The following is a 23720-nucleotide window of genomic DNA, read 5'->3' as shown; positions in this document are numbered from 1 at the left end:
ACTTAAAATACTTTTCTTTTTCCTATACAGTTCTAACCAAACGATACCCCTTTTAATCCGAATAGTAACTTACGAATCGAAATTTTAAAAATAAAAAGAATGAACAAGGTATCCCTCATCCATTCCTTTTTTTTATAAGGTAACAAGTTCAGTTGGTCTTTTCGGGTCAGTATCATATAAGGAAAATTGATCACCAACGATGATCCCCTTTGTCTTTAACGTCTGTTCTACCGACATTCTCGCTAGATCCTTCATATTGTTATCAAGGCTTAAGTGGGCCAAGTAAATCCGCTTGGTCTTATCACCGGCCACTTCACTCATTGCAAGGGCGGCATCTTCATTACAAACATGTCCGACATCACTTAAAATCCGGCGCTTAATGCTCCATGGATATTTTCCCATCCTGAGCATGGACACATCATGGTTACTTTCGAATACATATGCATCGGCATTCGAGATGATTCCTTTCATGCGATCACTTACGTACCCTGTATCAGTAATGACCACGAGTTTCTTATCTTCATGATGAAAGACGTAAAACATCGGCTCTGCCGCATCATGTGAAACGCCGAAAGATTCTATATTAAGACTTCCGAATGTTTTGACCTGTTCCATTTCAAATGTGAACTTTTGTTCGGTTGCAATTTCACCGATTGATCGATCCATGGCATTCCATGTCTTTGCATTAGCATATATCGGGAGTTTATGTTTTCTGGCAACCACGCCAAGTCCTTTAATATGGTCGCTGTGTTCATGGGTAACAAGGATACCGGATAACTTCGACATATCACGGCCTATATCCTGAAACAATGCTTCCAAGGCCTTACCGCTTAAACCGGCGTCGACAAGGAATGATTGATCCTCCGTTTCCACGAATAAGGCATTTCCTGTACTCCCGCTTGCGAGAACACTAAAATGCATAGTCATCTATACTCACTCCAGTATTTTTTCTTCTGTATTCAATTCAATGACCTCTCCATCAAAAGCATTCACGAAGAGATCCGTTTCATCATCAATGACCACCCACCATGTTGGTACAAGTAAATGTGACACAGATGTCGTCTGCAGCGAATTATAAAAACCCAGTTCTACATTCGTGACTGTGTTTTTGGGATTAATATCACCATTTCTATACAATGCTCCAATAGCATTTAAGGCAGATTTCAATTCTTTAGGTTTATTGAATTTTTCAATTCCCTCTAAATACATCTGTTCATAGGAAACGATTTCACCCTTCTTGTTCAGATATAGAGTGACCTTCCCCTTACTATTATTATAAAACATCTTTTTATCTGCCACCTGATAGCAGGTGATGGTCTGGTTGATTTGATCATAGCTCCAAAAACGATACTCATTTCCATTTAATATATACTCCTTCAGGAATATATCAACGTCTGCTGCATGAATTTCCGCTTTCATGCCAACTGGTGTTTTAAATGTACCTACAAGCTTCTTATCATCTATGATTTTTGCTTTTTGATTTTTCAGGTACTGTATATCTTTCTTCTCGAAAGTCTTGCTGTTGGCAATCAGGAATTGATCATTCTTTTGTTTCGGAAGTGGGATTTCAATTGAAATCTCATCTTCCTTCAAGAGTTCTTCCGTTGTGGACTCTGTGAAATTTTCAATTTGGTAGTCATTTATCTTTTCCAGAAATTGATAAAGAAGAAAAATATTCAAAACGAAGAAAACCATGATGAATATTGACTTTGTATTATTCCAATCCACTTTGATCGCCTCCCGCATCTTCTTCAAAAGGCACAATAAACCATTTATCGCCGATACGATAATACCAAGTGGGTTCAAGCGTAACTAGTGTGACAAGTTTGGAATCAAGGGATTTATGCAGTTTATAGCCAATCGAGATGTCCTCCACGCTCTTGAAGTCGATATTATCTTTCGATTTCAACTGATTCAAGACTTCTCTACCACTTTTTAAAGTCATTTCCGACCCTTCAGACGGAAGGACTGAGGCAAGTGAAAAGTATGGGCGCTCGTAGCTATAAATTTCTTCTTTTCCCCAAATTTGCTCGATTTCGGTCATTCCGGATTCATTGAAGGCCGGATAACCATTTACGAATAAGCGGAATACCACTCGTTGCTCATTCTCCGACATATAGGCAAAGCGGTAATTGTTATCTTCCCAACCAGCATGATCATTGATGAACTCTATGCCTTTTTGGAGAAGGTCACTGGAACTGCCAAATAACTTGATCTTTTGTGCCGGATTGATATAAGAAATTAGGTAATTCTCTTTATTGACCGTCATGAGTCTTGTTCCATCCGTGTATTCCTCACCGACCGAAACGGATTCCTGTCGTACATACTTCGGATTATTAAATAGAGCGTTTTTAAGGTCTCCAATATCCAAATAGTCGATATAATATTGAAATTTGCTGATCGTCACTGGTTTTTCAGGAACGAACAATGTCCTTTTGCTGTTTATGGTTTCGGCCGTATATTCAGGGTGCCTATCGTAAGAACCCGTATAAAACAAATCCATAAAACGCCTTAGTCTTTTAGAGTCGACCATACCTTGATAGATTTTCCCTTGATCGTAGGAAACAAAATAAACGGCAGATTCATTACCACTGATATCCTTTTGTTTAATGATGATTCTATCGAATGAAAATCCAGGCACTTCCGTATCCGTAATACCCAATACCGTTTTATAGAGGGAGATGGGAACCTCATCGGAATATTCGATTTCAATCGACCCATCTTCGTGGACAAAATCATCAAATTTCCTTTGCAGCCTTTTTACGGATATCTCTTTTACGCCGGTAAAATTCCATTGCGAAAATTCTTTTTCCATTCTATTTATCTCTACCGGATTGGAAGTCTGGAAATGTCGACCATTTCCATGAAAAAGGATACTGACAGGTTTAATGACATCACTAACAATCTGGACATCGCTTTTAATCTTTATATAATTCGATTGGTCACCAAATTTATCATATTCAGGCTCGTACGTCCAAATGCTCCAAGTCAAAAAAATGCTTGTCCCAACCAAAATAATCAGTATGATGCTTTTTGCACGTTCAAAATTCATGACCAATCATCCTCTTCTTCCTGTTCGTAAGGAAGTGTAAAGAACACGGTAGTTCCTTTTCCATCCACACTTTCCGCCCATATTTTCCCGCCATGCGCCACGACCATTTCTTTTGCGATCGCTAAACCAAGCCCGGTCCCGCCTAAGTTCCGCGACCTTGCTTTATCCACACGGTAGAAGCGGTCGAATATTTTATCAATGACGTTTTTCGGGATACCCACTCCTTGATCTGTAATGCTCACAATGATAAAGCCATCCGATGCCCTGACACGGAAAGTCACTTGACCCCCTTCAGGTGAGTACTTTAATGAGTTGGAGATTACATTATAGAGAACCTGGGTGATTTTATCCTCATCAATATCCACAAAATAAGCTTCCTTAGGCAAATCACGCTTAAACGTGATATCATCATTTTTCGTCATTTCAAAACGATCGATGATATGGTCATAGAATTTATTGAAATTCACCCAGCCTGTTTTAAGCCTGTAATCTTTACTGTCCATTTTCGAAAGCTGTAACAGATCATTAACAAGCCTGATCATTCGCTCTGTTTCATTTTGGGTCACACTTAAAAAGGATGGAGCGATTTCCTCGTCCTTCCATGCCCCTTCAGCCAATGCCTCCAGGTAACTTCTCATCGTTGTAAGCGGAGTTCGCAGTTCATGTGAAACGTTGGCAACAAATTCCCTGCGTTCACCCTCGATCTTTTCCTGCTCTGTAATATCATGCAAAACAGTAATCAAGCCATTAACGAATCCCGTTTCCTTTTGAATGACCGAAAAGTTTCCCCTCAAAATGAATGGCCGATTTTTTTTGCTGTAATCAAGGATCACGGACTCTCGCTCTTCCAGTAAATCCTCGAATTTATATTCTTCTTCAAGACCCAAAACCTCAATGATCGGTTGATTCATGACGGTTTCACGCGAGACATTCAATAATTGTGCCGCCGGTTCATTAATCAAGTTCACCCGACCGCGCCTGTCCGTTGAAATTACGCCATCCGTCATATTGGCAAGGACAGATGAAAGCTTACGCCGCTCTCCTTCTGTACTTGATTGCGATTCTTGAAGCTTTTTGGTCAAATTATTGAAAGTGACGGCAAGCTGACCAATTTCATCATCGCCATATACCCTAACTTTTCTGGAGAAATTCCCTTTCGCCATCACCAGGGCCTGTTTTCTCATATCAGACATGGGCCTGGTGATCGTTCGTGCGAGCAGGATCCCTAAGATGGCCGTAATCACTAGGGCAATGGCTGTGCCCGTCATGAAGATACTATTGATTTCATCCATCTGCTCAAAGACATTTTCCATCTCTGCTATTACATAAACGGCACCAATGACCTCCCCATTTGCTTCAATGGGTGTCGAAAGGACCCAGAGCCGCCTGCCGGTTTTCTGATCTCGAAAAACATCACTATCTTCTTTTCCATAAATCAGCGTATTTTTAATAAGGACTTCCGTTGTCTTCTTTCCTACGATACCTTGGTTACTTGGGGCTGAAGTTCCGATCACACGCCTGCTGCGGGTGTCGATGACACGTACTTCCGAAATATCATTCGATGAGTTATCCCGGTCTTTCAATATCGTATAAATCGCTTCTTCGAGGGTTGGATCTTCCTCTCCCCTCTCTTTTTCCATTTCTTCACCAATACTGTAGGTAAGAAGGTTAACGTGACCTTTTATTGATTTCGTGAAGTTCCCGACAAGATTTTCTTCCAATTCCCCAACAAAATATACCCCGATTATTTGCATCGCTACGAAAATGAGCAAAACATAAATCAGAACAAATTTAAAATGAATTGAGCGAAAAAAACCAACCTTTTTCATAAGGACTACTCCTGTTCAGGGTTACGCAGGTAATAACCGACCCCTCTTCTAGTTACAATCCAACCAGGATGGCTTGGATTGTCTTCAATCTTCTCACGAAGACGCCTGACCGTTACATCGACTGTCCGTACATCACCAAAATAATCATAGCCCCACACGGTTTGTAATAAGTGCTCCCTTGTCATGACCTGACCGATATGCTTCGCTAAGTAATGAAGCAATTCAAATTCGCGATGCGTTAATTCAATCGTATCGCCCCGCTTGGATACCACATAGGCATCCGGATGGATAGTGAGCGTTCCTATCGTAATTTCCTTCGGTTCATTTTCTTGATCTGGGACCGGGACAGCTTGCTGACGTCTTAAGTTCGCCTTAACGCGGGCAATTATTTCCCGGGTACTAAATGGCTTTGTCACATAGTCATCTGCTCCAAGCTCTAAGCCTAAGACCTTATCTATCTCTGAATCCTTAGCCGTTAACATGATGATTGGCGTTTCATACTTCTTCCTTACTTCCCTGCAAACTTCCATTCCATCGCGCTGCGGTAGCATGATATCAAGTAAAATCAAATCAGGTTGCCGCTCTTCTACCATCTTGAGGGCTTCATTGCCGTCATAAGCACAAAAAACTTCATAGCCTTCTTTTTTTAGATTGAATTGTAATATGTCAGCAATTGGCTTTTCGTCATCCACTACCAGAATCTTCTTATCCATGTACTTATCTCCTTTTTAATAACTAAACTGAATCTATTAAAAACCGTGTCCTTATCCGGGACCTTATTCACTTTTCCTTCTGTTTGCACCAATCTAACAACCTGATTCAACAAAATTATATATATATACCCAATAAAAGGGGCTGAACACCGGAATGAAAGCAAATTGTATCTATTCTACTTTATCATTTTATAGGCATTAAATCACCTTTTTCCTATTATTCTCATCTATATATGAAGCAGAAGAAGTCTTCGAATATTTTTCGAAGACTTCCATCGATTACTGACTTATATAGTTTAGCGGATTTACAAGAGACCCATTTTTATATATTTCAAAATGGAGATGGACACCGGTTGAGTGCCCTGTTGAACCCATCATGCCTATTTTCATGCCTTTTTCAATCTTTTGTCCTGCTTTTACATCTATTGAATCCAAATGGGCATACACTGTCTTATACCCATTATTATGATTGATCGTTATCTTATTTCCATACCCTCCGGAGTTTCCGGCAGTTTCGATTATTCCATGATCTGCTGCCGTTATGGTTCTGGTGGTTGGCCGGGCGATATCAATGCCTTTATGGAGTTTCCCCCAACGCTGGCCCTGCTTACTGGAAATATAACCCCCGTCTGCAGGCCATGAATATGTACCGCTTCCCTGTGAAGGAATGACCTTCGTGCCTTTTCTGGTGATTTCTGTTTTGGCTTTTTCCGTGACTTCCTTTTTTACGATCGTTTCGCTGATTTTCTTACCGTTTGTTTCAGATACTGCATAGGTGTATGCCCGAATCCCCTCATTGCCTATTTGTTCAGTAATGAGTTCGCCCTTTGGAAGTTCGTCATCCTCCTTCACTTTCTTTTCAAAAGGAATCCTCTCTTCCTTAAAAACTTCTCTTTCTACCATTACGTTCACATAGGGCGTACGCTGGGTCACATAGAGACGCTCTCCCTCTTTAATACCTTTGTCCTCTTCCTGTCCTGGATTTAGCTCCAACAGTTGATCTAGGTCCATATCATGCTTAGTGGCAATTGATTCAAGATCCTCATCTTCCTTAGCCTCATAGATCGTCTTTTCTTCCTTTCCTTCTTCAATCATGGAAAGGGTTTTATCGACGGTCTTGATTTCATCTGGATCGACCATTGTTTCTTTAAACGTGACGGGAACTGAAAATTCGATGTCCAGAATTCTGCTTCCCGGTTCTTTTAACGCTCCCGCATCCGTTTCGCTTTCTTTTTTAATTGATTCATATTCGGAGTATTCCTCTTCATTTACATATAATAAAGTGATTTTCTCCAAAACGTCCTCAGCATCATCCTTTGACGCAACATAGGCGACCGCTTGATTATCTATATCGATTTCATACGCCTCTGCCTTCACATTCAACTGATCTTGAATACCCTTTACAGCCTGATCCTCTTTAACCTCTACATCGAATACCTCTTCAGGTACAAACGTCAGCTGTGTTTCCCTATCGAATGTAAAGTCAGGATAATCTTCCTGTGCTTCTTCTACCTTTTCGGCTACGACCTTCTCTATTTCCGTTTCATCCGTCACACTTCCGACGAACTCATCGTTAATGTAAACATGCTGAATGGTGTTAGTTTCCGATATCCCTGCAGCCGTTGCCCGATTTCCTGCAAGCAATAAAATGACGGAAACCATCAACAGGATGATCCCCTTACCTTTTGAGCTAAACATATATTGTCCTCCTTAACGGCTCAGTCACCAATTAAGAAACTAATCGAATTTATTGTGAGATTTATTAGTCCATTTTAAATATCCATATACATATGACTGATTTAATGATTTTTCCACTCATAACTCTACCATAATAAGAAAAAAAACAAGAAATAGACTTCATAATGTAATAGAACTGTATAAATGGTGACAACAAGTACCAATAAATATGTTTATGAGGATAGTTCGGTAAATTACGAAAAAAGGAGTGGATATAAGCCCCGTATGGTTAAAAGCGAGTTATATGACAAATTGGCCAAAATTGGTATGTTACAAATCGTTAACAATCTATTAACAAGATTTCATTTAAAATACGTCTGATATAAAACAAAAAAACGCCTTAAAGGAAAGGCGTTTTTAAAAAGGATGGCTCAGGACGGAATCGAACCGCCGACACAAGGATTTTCAGTCCTTTGCTCTACCGACTGAGCTACTGAGCCAAATATTCTATTTTAGAATAAAAAAATAAAATGGCGGTCCCGACGGGAATCGAACCCGCGATCTCCTGCGTGACAGGCAGGCATGTTAACCGCTACACCACGGGACCAGTAAAGCATTTATATAAAGAAGTGACCCATACGGGATTCGAACCCGTGTTACCGCCGTGAAAGGGCGGTGTCTTAACCGCTTGACCAATGGGCCGAAAAAAATGGTGAGCCATGAAGGATTCGAACCTTCGACCCTCTGATTAAAAGTCAGATGCTCTACCAACTGAGCTAATGGCTCGTTCTAATGAAATGTAACTTCGCCGGATGTAAACTTAACATCTCCAATGCAGCTACTCGCTTGCTGTTGTTAATGGCTTGTTCTATTGTGACGACGCTTTTGATAATATCATGGTTAATATAGTTTAGGCAATAGTTTTTTGAAATAAAATTAAAATTTTATTATCTTTTTCCTTTTTCACTACTGTTTCACTCCATTAATTCTGTATCCCGTGCCTTACGAACGTGACATCAGAATGCATGCACCCTAATAAAGAAAGAAGAAGCTGGCAAAAAAGCCAGCTCCTTTTTCATGAATTACGCTAGACGCCAAGGGCTTCTCACGACATTTGTTTGGTTACGGTCAGGACCGACAGAGAAAGTAGTCAAAGGAATGCCTACCAATTGAGATACGCGCTCTACATAGTGGCGTGCGTTCTCTGGAAGCTCATCCAATGATTTGCACCCTGTGATGTCTTCTGGCCAGCCTGGTAGCTCTTCATAGACTGGTTTACATTCGCCAATCGCTTTCAAGGTCGCTGGTACCTCATGAATGATCTCGCCTTTGTATTCATAAGCTACACAAATTTTGACCGTATCAAGACCTGATAATACGTCAATCGAGTTCAATGATAAATCGGTAATCCCGCTGACACGGCGAGCATGACGGACGACAACAGCGTCAAACCAGCCGACACGGCGCGGTCTGCCTGTAGTTGTACCATATTCACGGCCAACTTCACGGATTTGGTTACCGATTTCATCATGCAATTCTGTAGGGAAGGGACCATCACCCACACGGCTTGTATATGCTTTACATACTCCAACTACATGGTTGATTTTAGTAGGGCCTACGCCAGAACCGATGGTAACCCCACCTGCAACCGGGTTAGATGAAGTGACGAATGGGTATGTTCCTTGATCGATATCAAGCATGACACCTTGTGCCCCTTCGAATAATACCCGTTTTCCTTCATCAAGTGCGTCATTCAATACAACGGATGTATCACAAACATATTTCTGAATTTGTTGTCCGTACTCATAGTATTCTTCCATGATATCTTCGATCTTGAAACCTTCCGTTTCATAGAAACGTTCAAACATACGGTTTTTTTCGACAAGATTTTGAGACAATTTTTCCTCGAAAATCTCACGATCCAAAAGATCTGCCATGCGGATTCCGTTACGAGCAGCTTTGTCCATATAAGCAGGGCCGATACCTTTTTTTGTCGTTCCGATTTTGTTGGCGCCTTTACGGTCTTCTTCGACTTCATCCAATTTGATATGGTAAGGAAGAATGACATGTGCACGGTTTGAGATACGAAGATTATCCGTACTTACACCGTGACTATGTAAATAAGCAAGCTCCTCTACAAGAGCTTTTGGATCAACCACCATACCATTTCCAATGACACAAATTTTATCACTATAAAAAATCCCTGACGGAATTAAATGCAGTTTATAGGTAACGCCGTTAAATTTTATTGTATGCCCTGCATTATTCCCACCTTGATAACGAGCGATGGCTTCCGCATTCTGGGATAGAAAATCTGTTATTTTACCTTTACCTTCGTCTCCCCATTGTGTACCGACTACTACAACTGATGACATCTGAATAAAGCACCTCCAAAGGTTCACGTAATACCGATTTTTAACCGGTTCTTATCAAACAAACCTATTTTATCAATAATCCAAACTGGAAGTCAATACAAAATCCGAACAATACACATTTTAATAAATTATTTGTTCGTAAATATAAAAAAATCCTTTCCGTTTTAAAATTGGTTTTGGATTGTCAATAATTATTCTGCCCTTTGATTTCTTTTATTATTATCACCAGCCCCGTTCTTTTTCCCAAAATAAAAACAGCTTGCCATTCCATGAATGGCAGGCTGTTCTCTATGCCCCGGGAGACATCGAATCATCATCGAAGCGACGTTCGAGGTTAACGAATTTATTGTATTCTTTTACGAATGCAAGCGAAACCGTTCCTACTGGACCATTACGCTGTTTCGCTATAATGATTTCAATGATGTTTTTATTCTCGGATTCCTTGTCATAATAATCATCACGGTATAAGAATGCCACGATATCAGCATCTTGCTCGATACTCCCTGATTCCCGGATATCGGACATCATCGGGCGCTTATCCTGGCGCTGCTCCACTCCCCGCGATAGCTGGGAAAGGGCGATGACGGGCACTTGAAGTTCACGGGCGAGCGCTTTGAGTGAACGTGAAATCTCGGATACCTCTTGCTGACGATTGTCGCCTGAACGACCATCGCCTTGAATCAACTGCAAGTAATCGATCAATATCATGCCAAGGCCATGCTCCTGCTTCAAACGACGGCATTTTGAACGGATTTCGCCAATCCTCACACCCGGCGTATCATCGATATAAATGCCGGCATTCGACAAGCTTCCCATCGCCATCGTCAATTTACGCCAATCCTCATCAGTTAAGGAACCTGTCCGTAAATTCTGGGCGTTGATATTTCCTTCAGCACAGAGCATACGCATAACGAGCTGCTCTGCACCCATTTCAAGACTGAAAATCGCTACATTCTCATCCGTTTTGGTTGCAACGTTTTGTGCGATATTCAATGCAAAGGCGGTTTTACCAACCGAGGGACGGGCGCCCACTATGATGAGGTCATTACGTTGGAACCCGGCAGTCATTCGATCCAGTTCAGCAAACCCGGTCGGTATTCCCGTGACATCCCCTTTACGGGTAGTCAAAACTTCTATGTTATCGTACGTCCGCACCAATACATCCTTAATATTTTGAAAAGACCCGGAATTCTTACGCTGGGCCACTTCCATGATCGTTTTTTCTGCTTCCCCGAGCAGCTCCTCGACCTCGTCCTCGCGACTGTAGCCTTCCTGGGCGATGTTGGTCGCTGTCCTGATCAAACGGCGAAGCAATGACTTCTCCTCGACGATACGGGCATAATATTCAATATTGGCCGCGGTAGGCACCGATCCGGCCAATTCACTTAAATAAGAAACTCCGCCAACTTCTTCAAGGTTTTTGGTCGCAGCCAGTTCCTCTGTCACCGTAATCAAATCGACAGCTTTTCCTTCGTCATTCAATTTAAGCATCACATTAAAGATTTTTTGATGAGAGCTTCTGTAAAAATCCTCTGGAATCAAAACTTCCGATGTAACGGTCAATGAAGAGGGCTCAAGAAAAATGGCACCTAGTACAGCCTGTTCGGCTTCTATATTTTGAGGGGGAATCCTATCCTGAAATTGTTCTATCATATCTTAAAACCTCCCATTCTAAGAGGATACCTTTTATATGTTTCTAGTGAAAAAGAAAAAAGTGAAAGGACAACATGCCCAATCACATTTTTCGTCTACCTCTATTTTATCAATTTTTCACAGATATGAAACAACTAAAATTAGTTAATTTCTTTCACATGCACAGTAAGTGTCGCAGTGACTTCAGGATGAAGCTTGACTGGAAGCTTGGTGTGTCCTAAAGAACGGATACCGTCAGCAAGCTCCATTTTGCGTTTATCAATCTTGATACCATGTTTCTTCTGAAGCTCTGATGCAATTTGTTTAGTCGTGATGGAACCGAATAAACGCCCGCCCTCACCGGCTTTGGCCGATAGCTCAACCGTTAATTTCTCCAGTTGGACTTTCAATTCTTCTGCATGTTGCAGTTCTTCGGCAGCAAGTGATTCTTCTTTATTCTTCTGTGCTTCCAAAGTTTTCACATTTGTATTATTTGCTTCAACAGCCAATCCTTGTTTAAGCAGGAAATTATGCGCATATCCATCTGCAACATTTTTAACTTCCCCTTTTTTCCCTTTACCTTTAACGTCTTTTAAAAATATTACTTTCATTCTTTTTGTCCCCCTTCTAAATATTCATCAATAGCTACTTTCAATCGACTTTCGGCTTCATCAATGGAGCATGCCTGTTGAGTAGCGGCATTTGTCAAATGGCCGCCCCCATTCAACATTTCCATGATCACCTGTACATTGATATCACCAAGAGAACGCGCACTTATGCCTACTGTATCATCAGATCGCTTAGCCATTACAAAGGAAGCGACAACGCCATCCATGGTCAATAGGGTGTCAGCAGCCTGAGCTATGAGCACCTGATTATGGACCTGATCGGTTTTTGCCGAGGCAATGGCAATTCCCTTTTTATAAAAGATTACCTCTTCAATGAGCTTTGACCGTTTAATATAGGTGTCCACGTCTTCTTTTAAGAATTTCTGGACAAGTACCGTATCAGCTCCATGTGCCCTAAGATAAGAGGCTGCATCGAAAGTACGTGAACCCGTCCTTAAGGTGAAGCTTTTCGTATCGACGATGATACCCGCAAGAAGCGCCGTCGATTCCAGCATATCAATCTTGCTGCGTTTCGGCTGATATTCAAGCAGTTCGGTTACAAGTTCAGCTGTTGAAGACGCATATGGCTCCATATAGACGAGCAATGAGTTTTTGATGAACTCTTCACCCCGGCGATGATGGTCGATGACTACAACTTTATCGATCCTATTCAATAACCGCTCTTCAATTACCATGGAAGGTTTATGTGTATCGACCACAACCAGCAATGTCTCATCCGTAATCATTTCAAATGCATCATCAGGAGTTATAAACCGGGCATAAAGCTCTTTTTTATTTTTGATTTCCTCCATTAAACGGAGGACACTGCTATCAAGCTGCTGGGTGTTTATGACAATATAGCCTTCACGTTCATTCATTTGGGCAACTTTCAAGATGCCTATCGCTGAACCGATTGCGTCCATATCCGGGTTTTTATGGCCCATGACAATGACTTTATCGCTATCAAGGACTATATCCTTCAATGCATGGGAAATCACACGTGCACGGACCCTTGTGCGTTTTTCCATCGGATTGGTTTTACCGCCATAGAATTTCACTTTTCCATTCGCTTGCTTTATTGCTACCTGATCACCGCCCCGACCTAGAGCGAGATCCAAGCTGGACTGTGCAAGCGTACCTAGTTCCGGTAAGGATGACACGGCCGAGCCGACCCCGATGCTCAAGGTCAATGGTACATTTTGCTTGGCTGTCGTTTCCCTGATTTCATCCAAAATCGAGAATTTCCCCTTCTCAAGCTGCTGAAGGATATGCTCATTAAAGACAGCGATGAATCGTTCCGAGGAAACCCGTTTAAAGAAAACGCCATTATCCCTTGCCCATTTATCAAGAAGTGAGGTGACCAGGCTATTAATGCTGCTTTTACGCTGATCATCCATACCCTGTGTCAAATCATCATAGTTATCAAGGAGAATGATCGCAATTGCCGTTCGCTCATCTTCATATAATTTCTCGATTTCAACTTGCTCCGTCACATCAAAAAAGTAAAGAAGCCTTTCCTCACGCTTATGGACCACTTTGAATTTCCGATCGTGGAGCGTAAGTGTCTCTGTCTCGATCTCTTGCTTAATTAATGGAACGATCGAGTCCGCGACATCATAGAGCGATCTTCCTGCCAAGGAGTCTTCACTAAAACAGGAAGCCAGGAATGGATTGGTCCATTCAATGTAATAATCCTCATTAAAGAGCATGATCCCAATTGGCATTTCCAATAACGCTTCCTCGCCGACCTTCTTTAATCGGTAAGATAAAGTCGTTATATACTCTTCTGTCTTACGTTGCTTTTTTTCTACCATTCTTAATGTTAAATAAAATAAACCAGCAAGAATCAATAGTCCAACAAGTGCAATAACCCAATTATAATAAGCCAGTACGCCCAAAAGTAAAACGCCCGCGGCCAGCATCCCATACAACGGGGACTTAATCGAGTATTCTTTCAAATAAGATGGCATAGTTTCAGCTCCTAAAAGCATCTGTTTTACAAAAAAGTCTATTCCTTTTTCTTGATTGTCTCCCTAAAAGGAAAGCCTAAATCTATTATACCTAAAAATCGTACGGCTGTTGTAATAATCGGAATCGGCAGCAGCAAAGAAAAAACCACGATTAAAACAGGTATGGCTTTAGCCCATGACTTCACATGAGCGATATAAAATATCAGGGAATATCCTTGTAATAAAATGAAGAACTGCAAGATGAAAAATATGTTCGTTATGGCCATATATACAAAACTGTTCTTGTCCGTATTCACAAAAAGAGCAAGAAGCATCGTAATTAAATAATACCATAAAAGACTTTTCGGGAGTCGCAGATCTCGAAAATGGGGCCATTTTAACGTTTTATCACTGAACCTCTTCACAATTGGATGCGCAGCGAAGAAAATCAATAAAACCATGATGACTGACATCAGAACGAACAAACTTGGCATCAGTGTGTTTAACATATCGACTGTTTCATACACCTGCTTTTTGACTTGTTCCGTCGGTGCCTGGCCAAAAGAATCCATGATGCCCACTGTATTTTCAACGGACTCTTCAACCATATCCATCGATTCTTCTATGTAATTAACATCCATTATCAACACTGAAGCTGCATATATTAATAAAATGCCTCCCAGGAAGACAAGTACTGCACTTATGAACATAGTTGCCATCGATTTGTCCTTTTTCAAAAAATAACCGATCGCAATTCCGGTTGCCCCCATAAGTAAGGTAAGCGGAACAGACAATAGCGTCCCAATGAGGATTGACAACAGCGAGGCTATAAATAAGTAACCCAGACTCCACGATAACTTTTGTTTGACTGTGAACAGTATGAATGGAATGGGTAAAAAGAAAGTGGTGAAGATACTCACTAATGGTACTTGAATGGTGATGAACAATAAAATGCAATATAGTGCCAAAAGGGCTCCACCCTCCGCAATTCGTCTTCCGCTATTCATCTTTGTTTTCACCCCCCTGTTAAGATTAAAATTAATGTCTTATCTCCATCTTTTATTGTATCCGTTACGGCCAGGATATTTCAAACATCACATTCTTTTTTAGGATATGATTACTTTTTCTAAGGAAAATGGCCATATGAATTACTTTTGAAAATAAAAAAACCGCAATTCAGCGGTTTTCAGGCATAAGAGCCGATTTTATAAAAAAGGCACATTAAGGAAAACTCCTCAATGTGCCTTTTTATTATTCACCAGATACATATGGAAGTAATGCCATAGTACGTGAGCGTTTAATAGCAATCGTTAATCTACGTTGATATTTAGCGCTAGTGCCAGTTACACGACGTGGTAAAATTTTACCGCGTTCTGAGACGAATTTTTTAAGAAGATCTACATCTTTGTAATCAATTTTAGTGATTCCGTTAGATGTGAAATAACAAACCTTTTTACGCTTACCGCGTCCTTTACGTCCACCCATTGCCATAATAAATTTCCCTCCCTGCTTTTTCAATTTTCATTTTAAACGGCTGTTTAAAACGGAAGATCGTCATCTGAAATGTCGATTGTTTTACCGTCATTTGCAAATGGATCATCATCTACACGAGTGTAGTTGTTATTGCTCCGTTGATTCTGATTAGGATTTTGTCCATACGAATTGTTGTCATTTCCGTTATTATTATTGCCATAACTTTTTTGACCTCCACCGTAAGAACCGCCTTCATTTCTTTCACCCGCTGAACTGCTTCGTGGTTCAAGGAATTGAACGCTCTCAGCCAGAATCTCCGTCACATATACGCGTTTGCCGTCTTGTCCTTCATAATTACGTGTTTGGACACGTCCATCCACGCCAGCTAAACTGCCCTTTTTCAAGAAGTTAGCTACATTTTCTGCCGGTTTACGCCAAACAACACAGTTAATGAAATCCGCTTCACGTTCACCCTGCTGATTCGTAAAACTACGGTTCACAGCTAAAGTAAAGGTAGCTACGGGAACTCCATTAGGTGTATATCGTAATTCAGGATCTTTAGTTAAGCGTCCTACCAAAACTACGCGATTCATCATCAGAATCAACCCCTAGGTTTCAAGCCTGTTTCATGTGAAACAAGATTAGAATTTATATTAAAAATGTGATTATACTTCTTCTCTAGTAGCCATGTGGCGAATAATGTCTTCACTGATTTTAGCAAGACGATCGAATTCTTGAATCGCAGCACTTTCAGCGTTAACTTTAAGAAGCATGTAGTAACCGTCACGGAAATCATTGATTTCGTATGCAAGACGGCGTTTACCCCATTCTTTTGCTTCTACTTCCGCACCATTATCAGAAAGGATTGTGTTGAAACGTTCAACTAAAGCTTTTTTAGCTTCTTCCTCAATGTTTGGACGGATGATATACATAATTTCGTATTTTCTCATCACTGTCACCTCCTTTTGGTCTAAGCGGCCCAATTGGGCAAGGAGCAATTATTTATAATTACTCACAAGATAAAATTATAGCATAGTTAAAGAGGCTTTGCAACGAACGGTTCGACTTATTACAATTAATTGAAATCTAATGATTAAAGACTCAAAAAAGACCCTACATATGGAGCTGTAGGATCTTTCAGACTGGAGTTGAATCTTAAACGTTAAAACGGAAATGGATTACATCGCCATCGTTAACGATGTATTCTTTTCCTTCCAAACGAACTTTTCCTGCTTCTTTTGCAGCACCATGACTACCCGCTTCAAGCAAATCCGTATAAGAAACGATTTCGGCACGGATGAAACCACGTTCGAAGTCCGTGTGAATGACGCCTGCACATTGAGGGGCCTTCATACCTTTCCGGAATGTCCATGCACGCACTTCCTGTACACCAGCCGTAAAGTATGTTGCCAATCCAAGCAGATTATATGAAGCACGGATCAACTGGTCAAGACCTGACTCCTCGATGCCAAGTTCAGATAGGAACATTTCCTTTTCTTCACCTTCAAGCTCTGCAATTTCTTCTTCGATTTTGGCACAAATTACGATTACTTCGGCATTTTCCTTAGCAGCATATTCACGAACTTGCTGAACATATTCATTATCGTCAGCATTAGCCACTTCATCTTCGCTCACATTCGCCACATAAAGCGTCGGCTTCGCTGTAAGTAAATGCATGCCCTTCACGATTTTTTGCTGTTCTTCAGTGAATTCAACTGAACGGGCTGGTTTTTCATCTTCCAATGCCTCTTTTAAAGCCACAAGGATTTCATGTTCAGCCACTGCGCCTTTATCTTTTTGCTTGGCCATTTTTCCGACACGGTCGATGCGTTTGTCAACGGATTCCAAATCGGCAAGGATCAATTCAAGGTTGATGACTTCGATATCATCGATTGGATTTACTTTTCCGGAAACATGAGTAATGTTATCGTCTGCGAAACATCGGACGACCTGACAAATGGCATCCACTTGACGGATATGGGAAAGGAATTTATTACCCAGTCCTTCTCCTTTACTTGCTCCTTTTACAATCCCGGCGATATCCGTGAATTCAAATGCTGTCGGAACCGTCTTTTTCGGTTTAACCAATTCAGTCAATTTTTGCAGACGGTGATCCGGCACTTCCACAATCCCGACGTTTGGATCAATCGTACAGAAAGGATAGTTGGCAGATTCCGCACCTGCCTGAGTAATTGCATTAAATAAAGTGGATTTACCTACGTTAGGCAAACCAACTATACCAGCTGTTAAAGCCATTTATATTTCACTCCTTCAAGATAATTCGTACATATGGAAAAAGACTGATCTTCTATAAAGACCATCCAATTACCTAAACCTTTCCCAATTATAGATTTCGCTCCCTAAAAAGACAAGTAAATCATTGAGATGGCAGGACTACTTTCATTCCAAAAAAAAAGCATGATCACTCCTCATGCTTTTGCAGAACTTTTTTCATTTTCTTCGCGAATTCACGTCGAGGCAGCATTACGCTATGACCGCAACCCTCACATTTTATCCGGATATCCATACCAAGCCTAATAATTTTCCACTTGTTTATTCCACAGGGATGCGGCTTTTTCATTTCCACTACATCCTTAAGCCCAAATTCTTTCTCCTCCATAACCATGAGCCCCCCCTAATTCCTATGACTCGCTGCCATTGTACGTAGATTTAATCCCACTTAAATCAAGCGCAGCACTTATTTCTTTTCTTAATATCCTACTGATTTCGATGTGATGCATCGGCTTTGTTTCCGCTGTAATCCGAAGGACGATTTCTTCAGCACTTATTGTTTCGATTCCCAAAAATTCAGGTGCTTTAATCAAGGCTTCATATTTGCCTTCCATACTGCTTAAGAGTTCAATGAGCACCTTCTCAGCAAGCTCGACCGACCCATCGTTAGGTATGGTCACATCAACCACAGCCATACTGTTTAAAATGGAATAATTCGTAACCTGGATGATGCTGCCGTTGGGTATGAAGTGCAATTCCCCTGCACCACTTTTAATTTTCGTAGTACGAAGCCCGATTTCAATGACTTCCCCTTCAAAATTATTTATTTTAATATAATCCCCAACCGAGAAATGATCTTCAAAAATAACGAAAAACCCTGTAATTATATCCTTGACCAAACTTTGAGCACCAAACCCAACTGCCAAACCAAGAATACCAGCTCCAGCCAGTAAGGCCTTTACATCGAATGAGAAAATTTCAAGAATCATTATCAAGGCAATGAAATTGATAACGTAAGTTAAAATATTTTCCAGTAACTTAATGAGTGTCGTTTCTCTACGCTCTGAAACACGAATAGGACTTCTTAAGCGAACCGCGAAAAATTTACTTATAACCGTCTTTCCTATTGAAATAATAATACGCGATAATAACAGAACAAGGAAGATTTTAATAATGCCCTCGCCCATCAGCAGCCATACCTTTTCATCCAATACCTCTTTTGTAACGTTATCATAAATGCGATCCATCTTTTCCTCCTGCCTAATGCAAACTGCAAAACTTTTATATCTTCTCTATGACTTTTCCATATAGACGTAGTCCTCTACCCCTACTGCTGTGAGATAACCCTGAATAAGAGAAGTTTTCTCTATTTTATCAATAAATAAGGGTTTCTGTACAAAAAAAATATGGGTATATAGGTAAAAGAATTAGAAGTTTTTTCCGAATTAATCAAGTATTTTTTTACTAGAATGTATAAATGAAAGCAATTGGTAGAGGAAGAACGTCAATCCATTTCCCCTTCACCTGTTTGCATGTTCTACAAAAAATTCCCTCATCCATTACGTTAAATACCGTATATTTTTCCCTTATTATCCGTATACTGTAATACCAAATAAAGTAAAGGAGTGGAGCCGATGAATCTGAATTCTAGTCTATTTAATAATAATAAAAATAGATTGAGTCGCATCCTGCATGAAGATACGGATGCATCCAAACAAATTTCCCAGGAATTAATCAACCTTCTACCAACTGGAAAGCTTCAACCAATCGTCATCGTCTGTATAGGCACAGACCGTTCTACAGGCGATTCCCTCGGACCACTTGTCGGCACTCTGCTTAGTGAAAAAGCTGGAAGCAGTTCTTCTACATTCCATGTATACGGTACTCTGGATGACCCTATTCATGCGATGAATTTACAGGAAAAATTAAATGAAATAAAAAAGATTCATACCAATGCCTTTATTGTCGGAATCGACGCTTGTTTAGGCAAAATGAAAAGTGTGGGTATTGTTCAAATCGGTCAAGGACCAGTGAAACCAGGTGCCGGAGTCAATAAAGAACTTCCTTCCGTTGGAAATGCCCATATTACAGGAATCGTGAATGTAAGTGGATTCATGGAGTTCATGGTTTTACAAAACACTCGTCTTAATCTGGTGCTGAAGATGGCCAAAACCATCGCCGAAGGAATTTCCGAAGCACAAGATCATTATCCAGTAAAACCTTCCATCACTCCTTTCACATGGTCATTCAAGCAAGAAAAATCCCTTTGATTGGTATTTCTGATTATAAAAAAGAAGGAAGGGTTTACCCCTTCCTTCTTTTTTATACATAATACATGATAGTAACCAGAATGACGGTAATCATTATGCCTGGAAGCAGATTCGCCACCCTTATTTTGGTGACACCGATAATATTCAAACCAATGGCTAAAATCATGACTCCTCCAGTTGCCGTCATTTCCAATATGAAGGAATCCATTAAAGCGGTTGGGATCATCGTATTGATCTGTCTTGAAAAAATTGCTAAAAACCCCTCATAAAGAATGATTGGAAATGCTGAAAAAAGTACACCTATGCCAAGCGTACTGGCGAGGACCAGTGCTGTAAATCCATCGATGATCGCTTTTGTTATCAAAACGTCATGATCATTCCGGATACCACTATCCAGGGCACCGATAATGGCCATCGCCCCAATGCCAAATATGAGCGTAGCCGTTACAAACCCCTGAGATATCGAAGTTCCTTCAGTCGCTTTCATCCTGCGTTCAATCCAATTGCCTAAAGAATTAAGCCTTGCCTCAAGATCCATCCATTCGCCAAGGACTGCCCCTCCAACAATACTTAAAATGACAATGAGGAACTGATCACTTTTCAGCCCCATCTGCAAGCCTAAGACCATGACGGCTAAACCGATCCCGCTCATGACCGTTTCTTTTATCTTTTCAGGTATATGTTGTAAAAACCTTCCCAAAATCGAACCGATTAAAATGCAGGCACCATTCACCAAAGCCCCTAATAATACCATCTCATCCACCTAATTTTCTACAGTGAAAAATAGATCTAACTTCTGTTGCCACTATCTTTTCATAAAGGCAATCTAAGAGGAAAGGTTCTCTTGATCGATCAAGTCCAAAATTCTCTCTAGATCTTCTTTTGAAAAGAATTCGATTTCTATTTTCCCTTTTTTCTTACTTTGTTTTATCGTTACACTCGTTCCTAGTCTTTCACGCAGACTTGACTCCCGCTGCTTTATGAATATATCTTTTTTCTCTTGTTTCTTAGGTTTGGTTTCACGTGAAACGGTATCATTCAATTGATGTATATATTGCTCTAGCTGTCTGACATTCATTCCTTCTTTGAGGATTTTATCCACTACTGGCTTTAGCATCTCTTTTTTCTTTAAACCCAGTAATGCTCGGCCATGCCCCATGGAAATTTCCCCATCGGAGATATAATTCCTAATCCCTTCAGGCAAAGACAGTAATCTTACATAATTCGCGATATGGGGTCGGCTTTTACCCAAGCGATTGGCCAACTGCTCCTGGGTAAATTCCAATTTTTCAAGAAGTGTTTGATAAGCAGCCGCTTCCTCAATCGGATTTAAATCTTCCCGTTGCAGGTTTTCCAAAATCGCCAGTTCCATCATCTGCTGTTCATTCAATTCCCTCACAACAACCGGAACTGTCTTTAAACCCGCTTCCTTGGCAGCACGATAACGCCTTTCCCCAGCCACGATTTCATATCCCTTAATGCTTTTCCGGGCAATAATCGGCTGTAATATCCCGTGTTCCATGATAGATTGCTTTAATTCCTCTATAGCTTCAAGTCTGAAGCTCTTTCGGGGCTGATAAGGATTTGGCCTTAATTCCCTTAATTTGATTTCGCGCACGATTTCATCTTTACTGATCTCCCCATTGTTGAAAAGTGCGTTAAGTCCTTTGCCAAGTCCTTTAGCCATTTGATACCACTTCCTTTGCCAGTTCTAGATAGACCTCCGCTCCTCGTGACTTTGGATCATATATAATTATTGGTTCCCCATGGCTCGGTGCTTCACTCAAACGGACATTGCGGGGGATGATGGTTTGATAGACTTTATCCTGAAAGTATTTTTTGACTTCTTCTATAACCTGGATACCTAAGTTTGTTCTGGCATCCAACATCGTCAATAGCACACCCTCGATTTTCAAATCATGGTTCAAATGCTTTTGGACGAGACGGACCGTATTCAAAAGTTGGCTCAATCCCTCCAGGGCATAATATTCACATTGTACAGGAATCAAAACGGCATCAGCTGCCGTTAATGCATTAAGCGTGAGCAAACCCAATGATGGAGGGCAGTCAATCACAATGTAATCATATTGGCTTTGCACCTCTTCCAATGCCCTTTTTAATCGGACTTCCCTTGAGATGGTTGGAACAAGTTCAATTTCAGCACCTGCAAGTTGAATGGTCGCAGGTATAGCATATAAATTTTCTACCTTTGTTTCCATGATGACGGTACTGGCCTCGACATCATCAACCAATACATCATAAATACATTGTTCCACATCTGCTTTATCGATACCTGCCCCGCTTGTAGCATTTCCCTGCGGATCGATATCGACCATTAAGACTTTCTGTCCTATGTATGCAAGACAAGCACTTAGACTGACAGAAGTTGTCGTTTTTCCAACACCGCCTTTTTGATTGGCAATGGCGAGAATCTTACCCACGAATTCACCTGCTTTCAACTATCTTCATCATGCTATATATCTATTAACTTTTACCGTAAATCCATTTATTTCTTTCTATTTTATCATGAATGTTAGTGGAAGAAATCGTTTTCTTAAATTCCTCTTAAAAATTGAAATATATCTAAAACAGCATTAAATACCGGGAAAAATTGAAACCTTTTTGAGATGGCAAATGCCAGTGTTGGCGACAAAATAAAAAAAGCTTGGTAATCGGAGACTACCAAGCAGGGTTAAGGATAGGGAATCAAGTTTTTTTCTTAGGTATTTTAATCGTGAATTGATAATACTCCTCGAATTCTTCTTCCTCTGCATCCAAATTTATTCCATTGTCTGTAACCATACTGAGTGATTGGCGTATAGTATTCACGGCAATCCTCATGTCTTTACTAAACGCTTTCCGCTTAGGTTTCGGCTTTTGCACAGTACCCGTTAAGAGCTTGACGACCTGCTCTTCGGTCTGCTTGACGTTTAATCCCTTTTCAATGATCTCCAAAAGCAGTTTAAGCTGCTTTTCAGGACTTTTTAACGGTATCAACGAGCGGGCATGGCGTTCCGTAATTTGCTTTTGAAGAAGTGCATCTTGAACCTCTTGGGGCAGCTTAAGCAACCGAAGCTTATTCGCCACGGTAGATTGTCCTATTCCCAGTCTTTGTGCCAGGGCTTCTTGGGTTAAACTATGCAGCTCCAATAGTTTACCGTAAGCCAAAGCTTCTTCAATCGGTGTCAGTTCTTCACGCTGAAGGTTTTCTATCAGCGCAACGGAAGCCGTTTCTGTATCGGTGAAATCTTTGATTATTGCAGGTGCCAATTCCCAGCCAAGCTTTTGCATGGCTCGAAAACGACGCTCACCAGCAATGATTTCATATTTCCCCTGTCCATAAGCCCTTACTACAATTGGTTGAATGATTCCATGTGTATGAATCGTTTGAGCCAATTCAGCAATTTTATCGTCATTAAAAACGGTCCTTGGTTGAAATCGATTAGGCACAATATCAGAAATGGAAATTTTTCTTATCTCTTCATTATTATTGCTAGGTGTCTCCATCTCTAGTTGCTGTTCTTCTTTTTCGCCAAACCCAAAGAACCGCGAAAAAGGATGCTTCATCTTCCTACACCACCTTTTAAAACTCCCAAATAACATATTCTCTATTTAAAGGACAAGTCCTGCATACATTTCCCGACATGGTTATACATATGGTCCTTCACTGTGAAAAACATGTCGACTGGCGTCATCAAGGCAATAATGAGGAATTGACGGCCAGTTATTATAAATATCGCCGGCTTGCCCAAGATTATTTCCCTGAATCAAAAAGAAAAATCGCCGACTCTCTAGCCCAGCTGTAAAATCTGGCACACGTTTGACATTGTACCGAAAAATTGCCTTCTTGTTGGCAAATACAATATTGATAATAAGGTCATACATTTATAGTAAAAGAAAATTAGGGCAA

23 protein-coding genes and 4 tRNA genes are annotated in these 23720 nt (G+C 40.7%); 2 read left to right on the top strand and 25 right to left on the bottom strand.

The features are described 5' to 3' along the window. Positions 1 to 132: 132 nt before the first annotated feature. From QUF94_RS00640 to QUF94_RS00540, 21 genes are all read right to left on the bottom strand, one after another. On the bottom strand, positions 133 to 927 hold the full coding sequence (locus QUF94_RS00640; protein WP_289314155.1) for an MBL fold metallo-hydrolase: 795 nt from the start codon (positions 925 to 927) through the stop codon (positions 133 to 135). Between the two features lie 6 nt (positions 928 to 933). Beyond that, a complete protein-coding gene (locus QUF94_RS00635) occupies positions 934 to 1728 on the bottom strand; it encodes a two-component system regulatory protein YycI (protein ID WP_289314154.1) in 795 nt (264 codons plus the stop codon). Continuing rightward, entirely contained in the window at positions 1715 to 3052 is a 1338-nt protein-coding gene (locus QUF94_RS00630) for a YycH family regulatory protein (RefSeq protein ID WP_289314153.1), read from the bottom strand. The genes QUF94_RS00635 and QUF94_RS00630 overlap by 14 nt, the downstream gene beginning before the upstream one ends. Next, the gene (gene walK, locus QUF94_RS00625) at positions 3049 to 4881 is read right to left on the bottom strand and encodes a cell wall metabolism sensor histidine kinase WalK (RefSeq protein ID WP_289314152.1); all 1833 of its coding nucleotides are present in this window, start codon (positions 4879 to 4881) and stop codon (positions 3049 to 3051) included. Before walK ends, QUF94_RS00630 begins: the two co-directional genes overlap by 4 nt. Before the next feature lie 5 nt (positions 4882 to 4886). Then, a complete protein-coding gene (gene yycF, locus QUF94_RS00620; RefSeq protein WP_034316131.1) occupies positions 4887 to 5594 on the bottom strand; it encodes a response regulator YycF in 708 nt (235 codons plus the stop codon). A gap of 279 nt (positions 5595 to 5873) precedes the next feature. Next, positions 5874 to 7292, bottom strand: coding sequence for a peptidoglycan DD-metalloendopeptidase family protein (locus tag QUF94_RS00615; protein ID WP_289314151.1), 1419 nt, complete (start codon positions 7290 to 7292; stop codon positions 5874 to 5876). Between the two features lie 406 nt (positions 7293 to 7698). Beyond that, positions 7699 to 7771: transfer RNA gene (locus QUF94_RS00610), tRNA-Phe, on the bottom strand. A 31-nt stretch (positions 7772 to 7802) separates the two neighbouring features. Further along, a tRNA-Asp gene (locus QUF94_RS00605) sits at positions 7803 to 7878 on the bottom strand. Positions 7879 to 7901: 23 nt separating this feature from the next. Next, positions 7902 to 7973 (bottom strand) — tRNA-Glu (locus QUF94_RS00600). 8 nt (positions 7974 to 7981) lie between these two features. Beyond that, positions 7982 to 8057, bottom strand: a tRNA-Lys gene (locus QUF94_RS00595). A gap of 296 nt (positions 8058 to 8353) precedes the next feature. Next, a complete protein-coding gene (locus QUF94_RS00590; protein WP_289314150.1) occupies positions 8354 to 9646 on the bottom strand; it encodes an adenylosuccinate synthase in 1293 nt (430 codons plus the stop codon). Positions 9647 to 9934: 288 nt separating this feature from the next. After that, positions 9935 to 11299 carry a replicative DNA helicase gene (dnaB, locus tag QUF94_RS00585; protein WP_289314149.1) on the bottom strand — a complete coding sequence of 455 codons (1365 nt, stop codon included), beginning with the start codon at positions 11297 to 11299 and terminating at the stop codon, positions 9935 to 9937. Positions 11300 to 11439: 140 nt separating this feature from the next. Then, entirely contained in the window at positions 11440 to 11889 is a 450-nt protein-coding gene (gene rplI, locus QUF94_RS00580; protein ID WP_289314148.1) for a 50S ribosomal protein L9, read from the bottom strand. Then, positions 11886 to 13856, bottom strand: coding sequence for a DHH family phosphoesterase (locus tag QUF94_RS00575; RefSeq protein WP_289314147.1), 1971 nt, complete (start codon positions 13854 to 13856; stop codon positions 11886 to 11888). The genes rplI and QUF94_RS00575 overlap by 4 nt, the downstream gene beginning before the upstream one ends. 38 nt (positions 13857 to 13894) lie before the next feature. Further along, on the bottom strand, positions 13895 to 14842 hold the full coding sequence (locus QUF94_RS00570; RefSeq protein WP_289314146.1) for a YybS family protein: 948 nt from the start codon (positions 14840 to 14842) through the stop codon (positions 13895 to 13897). Between the two features lie 244 nt (positions 14843 to 15086). After that, positions 15087 to 15326 (bottom strand): 30S ribosomal protein S18, encoded by a 240-nt coding sequence (gene rpsR, locus QUF94_RS00565; protein ID WP_230161608.1) that lies wholly within the window; start codon positions 15324 to 15326, stop codon positions 15087 to 15089. A gap of 47 nt (positions 15327 to 15373) precedes the next feature. Then, positions 15374 to 15904, bottom strand: coding sequence for a single-stranded DNA-binding protein (gene ssb / locus QUF94_RS00560; protein WP_289314145.1), 531 nt, complete (start codon positions 15902 to 15904; stop codon positions 15374 to 15376). 69 nt (positions 15905 to 15973) lie between these two features. Beyond that, positions 15974 to 16258 (bottom strand): 30S ribosomal protein S6, encoded by a 285-nt coding sequence (gene rpsF / locus QUF94_RS00555; RefSeq protein ID WP_034316153.1) that lies wholly within the window; start codon positions 16256 to 16258, stop codon positions 15974 to 15976. 205 nt (positions 16259 to 16463) lie between these two features. Next, positions 16464 to 17564, bottom strand: a complete 1101-nt coding sequence (gene ychF, locus QUF94_RS00550) for a redox-regulated ATPase YchF (RefSeq protein ID WP_289314144.1) — start codon at positions 17562 to 17564, stop codon at positions 16464 to 16466. A 166-nt stretch (positions 17565 to 17730) separates the two neighbouring features. Next, complete coding sequence (locus QUF94_RS00545; protein WP_289314143.1) at positions 17731 to 17928, bottom strand: DUF951 domain-containing protein; 198 nt, start codon at positions 17926 to 17928, stop codon at positions 17731 to 17733. Positions 17929 to 17950: 22 nt separating this feature from the next. Further along, complete coding sequence (locus QUF94_RS00540) at positions 17951 to 18787, bottom strand: mechanosensitive ion channel family protein (protein ID WP_289314142.1); 837 nt, start codon at positions 18785 to 18787, stop codon at positions 17951 to 17953. Between the two features lie 387 nt (positions 18788 to 19174). Here QUF94_RS00540 and yyaC point away from each other — a divergent pair, with 387 nt between their 5' ends. Further along, positions 19175 to 19810, top strand: a complete 636-nt coding sequence (gene yyaC / locus QUF94_RS00535; RefSeq protein ID WP_289314141.1) for a spore protease YyaC — start codon at positions 19175 to 19177, stop codon at positions 19808 to 19810. 52 nt (positions 19811 to 19862) lie between these two features. Here the strand turns inward: yyaC and QUF94_RS00530 are convergent, their stop codons facing one another. From QUF94_RS00530 to noc, 4 genes are all read right to left on the bottom strand, one after another. Next, positions 19863 to 20564 (bottom strand): DUF554 domain-containing protein, encoded by a 702-nt coding sequence (locus tag QUF94_RS00530; RefSeq protein WP_289314140.1) that lies wholly within the window; start codon positions 20562 to 20564, stop codon positions 19863 to 19865. A gap of 72 nt (positions 20565 to 20636) precedes the next feature. Next, on the bottom strand, positions 20637 to 21497 hold the full coding sequence (locus QUF94_RS00525; protein ID WP_289314139.1) for a ParB/RepB/Spo0J family partition protein: 861 nt from the start codon (positions 21495 to 21497) through the stop codon (positions 20637 to 20639). Continuing rightward, positions 21490 to 22251, bottom strand: coding sequence for a ParA family protein (locus QUF94_RS00520; RefSeq protein ID WP_289314138.1), 762 nt, complete (start codon positions 22249 to 22251; stop codon positions 21490 to 21492). Before QUF94_RS00520 ends, QUF94_RS00525 begins: the two co-directional genes overlap by 8 nt. 265 nt (positions 22252 to 22516) lie before the next feature. Beyond that, on the bottom strand, positions 22517 to 23377 hold the full coding sequence (gene noc, locus QUF94_RS00515) for a nucleoid occlusion protein (RefSeq protein WP_289314137.1): 861 nt from the start codon (positions 23375 to 23377) through the stop codon (positions 22517 to 22519). 77 nt (positions 23378 to 23454) lie between these two features. Between noc and QUF94_RS00510 the strand changes: the two genes are divergently transcribed. Beyond that, complete coding sequence (locus tag QUF94_RS00510; protein WP_289314136.1) at positions 23455 to 23616, top strand: hypothetical protein; 162 nt, start codon at positions 23455 to 23457, stop codon at positions 23614 to 23616. The last annotated feature ends 104 nt before the right edge of the window (positions 23617 to 23720 follow it).

Origin of the sequence: Peribacillus sp. NJ4, assembly GCF_030348345.1 — a bacterium.
Classification (GTDB): Bacteria; Bacillota; Bacilli; order Bacillales; family DSM-1321; genus Peribacillus.
Note: the sequence above shows the minus strand (reverse complement) of the source record. Positions and strands in the feature narration are given on the sequence as shown.

What these genes read in the sequence shown, in the direction of transcription:
- QUF94_RS00575 (WP_289314147.1), bottom strand. Translation starts at nt 13,856, where the DNA reads ATGCCATCTTATTTGAAAGAATACTCGATTAAGTCCCCGTTGTATGGG.
- yyaC (WP_289314141.1), top strand. Translation starts at nt 19,175, where the DNA reads ATGAATCTGAATTCTAGTCTATTTAATAATAATAAAAATAGATTGAGT.
- noc (WP_289314137.1), bottom strand. Translation starts at nt 23,377, where the DNA reads ATGAAGCATCCTTTTTCGCGGTTCTTTGGGTTTGGCGAAAAAGAAGAA.
- QUF94_RS00545 (WP_289314143.1), bottom strand. Translation starts at nt 17,928, where the DNA reads ATGGAGGAGAAAGAATTTGGGCTTAAGGATGTAGTGGAAATGAAAAAG.
- QUF94_RS00525 (WP_289314139.1), bottom strand. Translation starts at nt 21,497, where the DNA reads ATGGCTAAAGGACTTGGCAAAGGACTTAACGCACTTTTCAACAATGGG.
- QUF94_RS00615 (WP_289314151.1), bottom strand. Translation starts at nt 7,292, where the DNA reads ATGTTTAGCTCAAAAGGTAAGGGGATCATCCTGTTGATGGTTTCCGTC.
- QUF94_RS00570 (WP_289314146.1), bottom strand. Translation starts at nt 14,842, where the DNA reads ATGAATAGCGGAAGACGAATTGCGGAGGGTGGAGCCCTTTTGGCACTA.
- rpsF (WP_034316153.1), bottom strand. Translation starts at nt 16,258, where the DNA reads ATGAGAAAATACGAAATTATGTATATCATCCGTCCAAACATTGAGGAA.
- ssb (WP_289314145.1), bottom strand. Translation starts at nt 15,904, where the DNA reads ATGATGAATCGCGTAGTTTTGGTAGGACGCTTAACTAAAGATCCTGAA.
- rpsR (WP_230161608.1), bottom strand. Translation starts at nt 15,326, where the DNA reads ATGGCAATGGGTGGACGTAAAGGACGCGGTAAGCGTAAAAAGGTTTGT.
- ychF (WP_289314144.1), bottom strand. Translation starts at nt 17,564, where the DNA reads ATGGCTTTAACAGCTGGTATAGTTGGTTTGCCTAACGTAGGTAAATCC.
- QUF94_RS00510 (WP_289314136.1), top strand. Translation starts at nt 23,455, where the DNA reads ATGGTTATACATATGGTCCTTCACTGTGAAAAACATGTCGACTGGCGT.
- QUF94_RS00590 (WP_289314150.1), bottom strand. Translation starts at nt 9,646, where the DNA reads ATGTCATCAGTTGTAGTAGTCGGTACACAATGGGGAGACGAAGGTAAA.
- rplI (WP_289314148.1), bottom strand. Translation starts at nt 11,889, where the DNA reads ATGAAAGTAATATTTTTAAAAGACGTTAAAGGTAAAGGGAAAAAAGGG.
- QUF94_RS00530 (WP_289314140.1), bottom strand. Translation starts at nt 20,564, where the DNA reads ATGGTATTATTAGGGGCTTTGGTGAATGGTGCCTGCATTTTAATCGGT.
- dnaB (WP_289314149.1), bottom strand. Translation starts at nt 11,299, where the DNA reads ATGATAGAACAATTTCAGGATAGGATTCCCCCTCAAAATATAGAAGCC.
- QUF94_RS00640 (WP_289314155.1), bottom strand. Translation starts at nt 927, where the DNA reads ATGACTATGCATTTTAGTGTTCTCGCAAGCGGGAGTACAGGAAATGCC.
- QUF94_RS00630 (WP_289314153.1), bottom strand. Translation starts at nt 3,052, where the DNA reads ATGAATTTTGAACGTGCAAAAAGCATCATACTGATTATTTTGGTTGGG.
- QUF94_RS00540 (WP_289314142.1), bottom strand. Translation starts at nt 18,787, where the DNA reads ATGGATCGCATTTATGATAACGTTACAAAAGAGGTATTGGATGAAAAG.
- yycF (WP_034316131.1), bottom strand. Translation starts at nt 5,594, where the DNA reads ATGGATAAGAAGATTCTGGTAGTGGATGACGAAAAGCCAATTGCTGAC.
- walK (WP_289314152.1), bottom strand. Translation starts at nt 4,881, where the DNA reads ATGAAAAAGGTTGGTTTTTTTCGCTCAATTCATTTTAAATTTGTTCTG.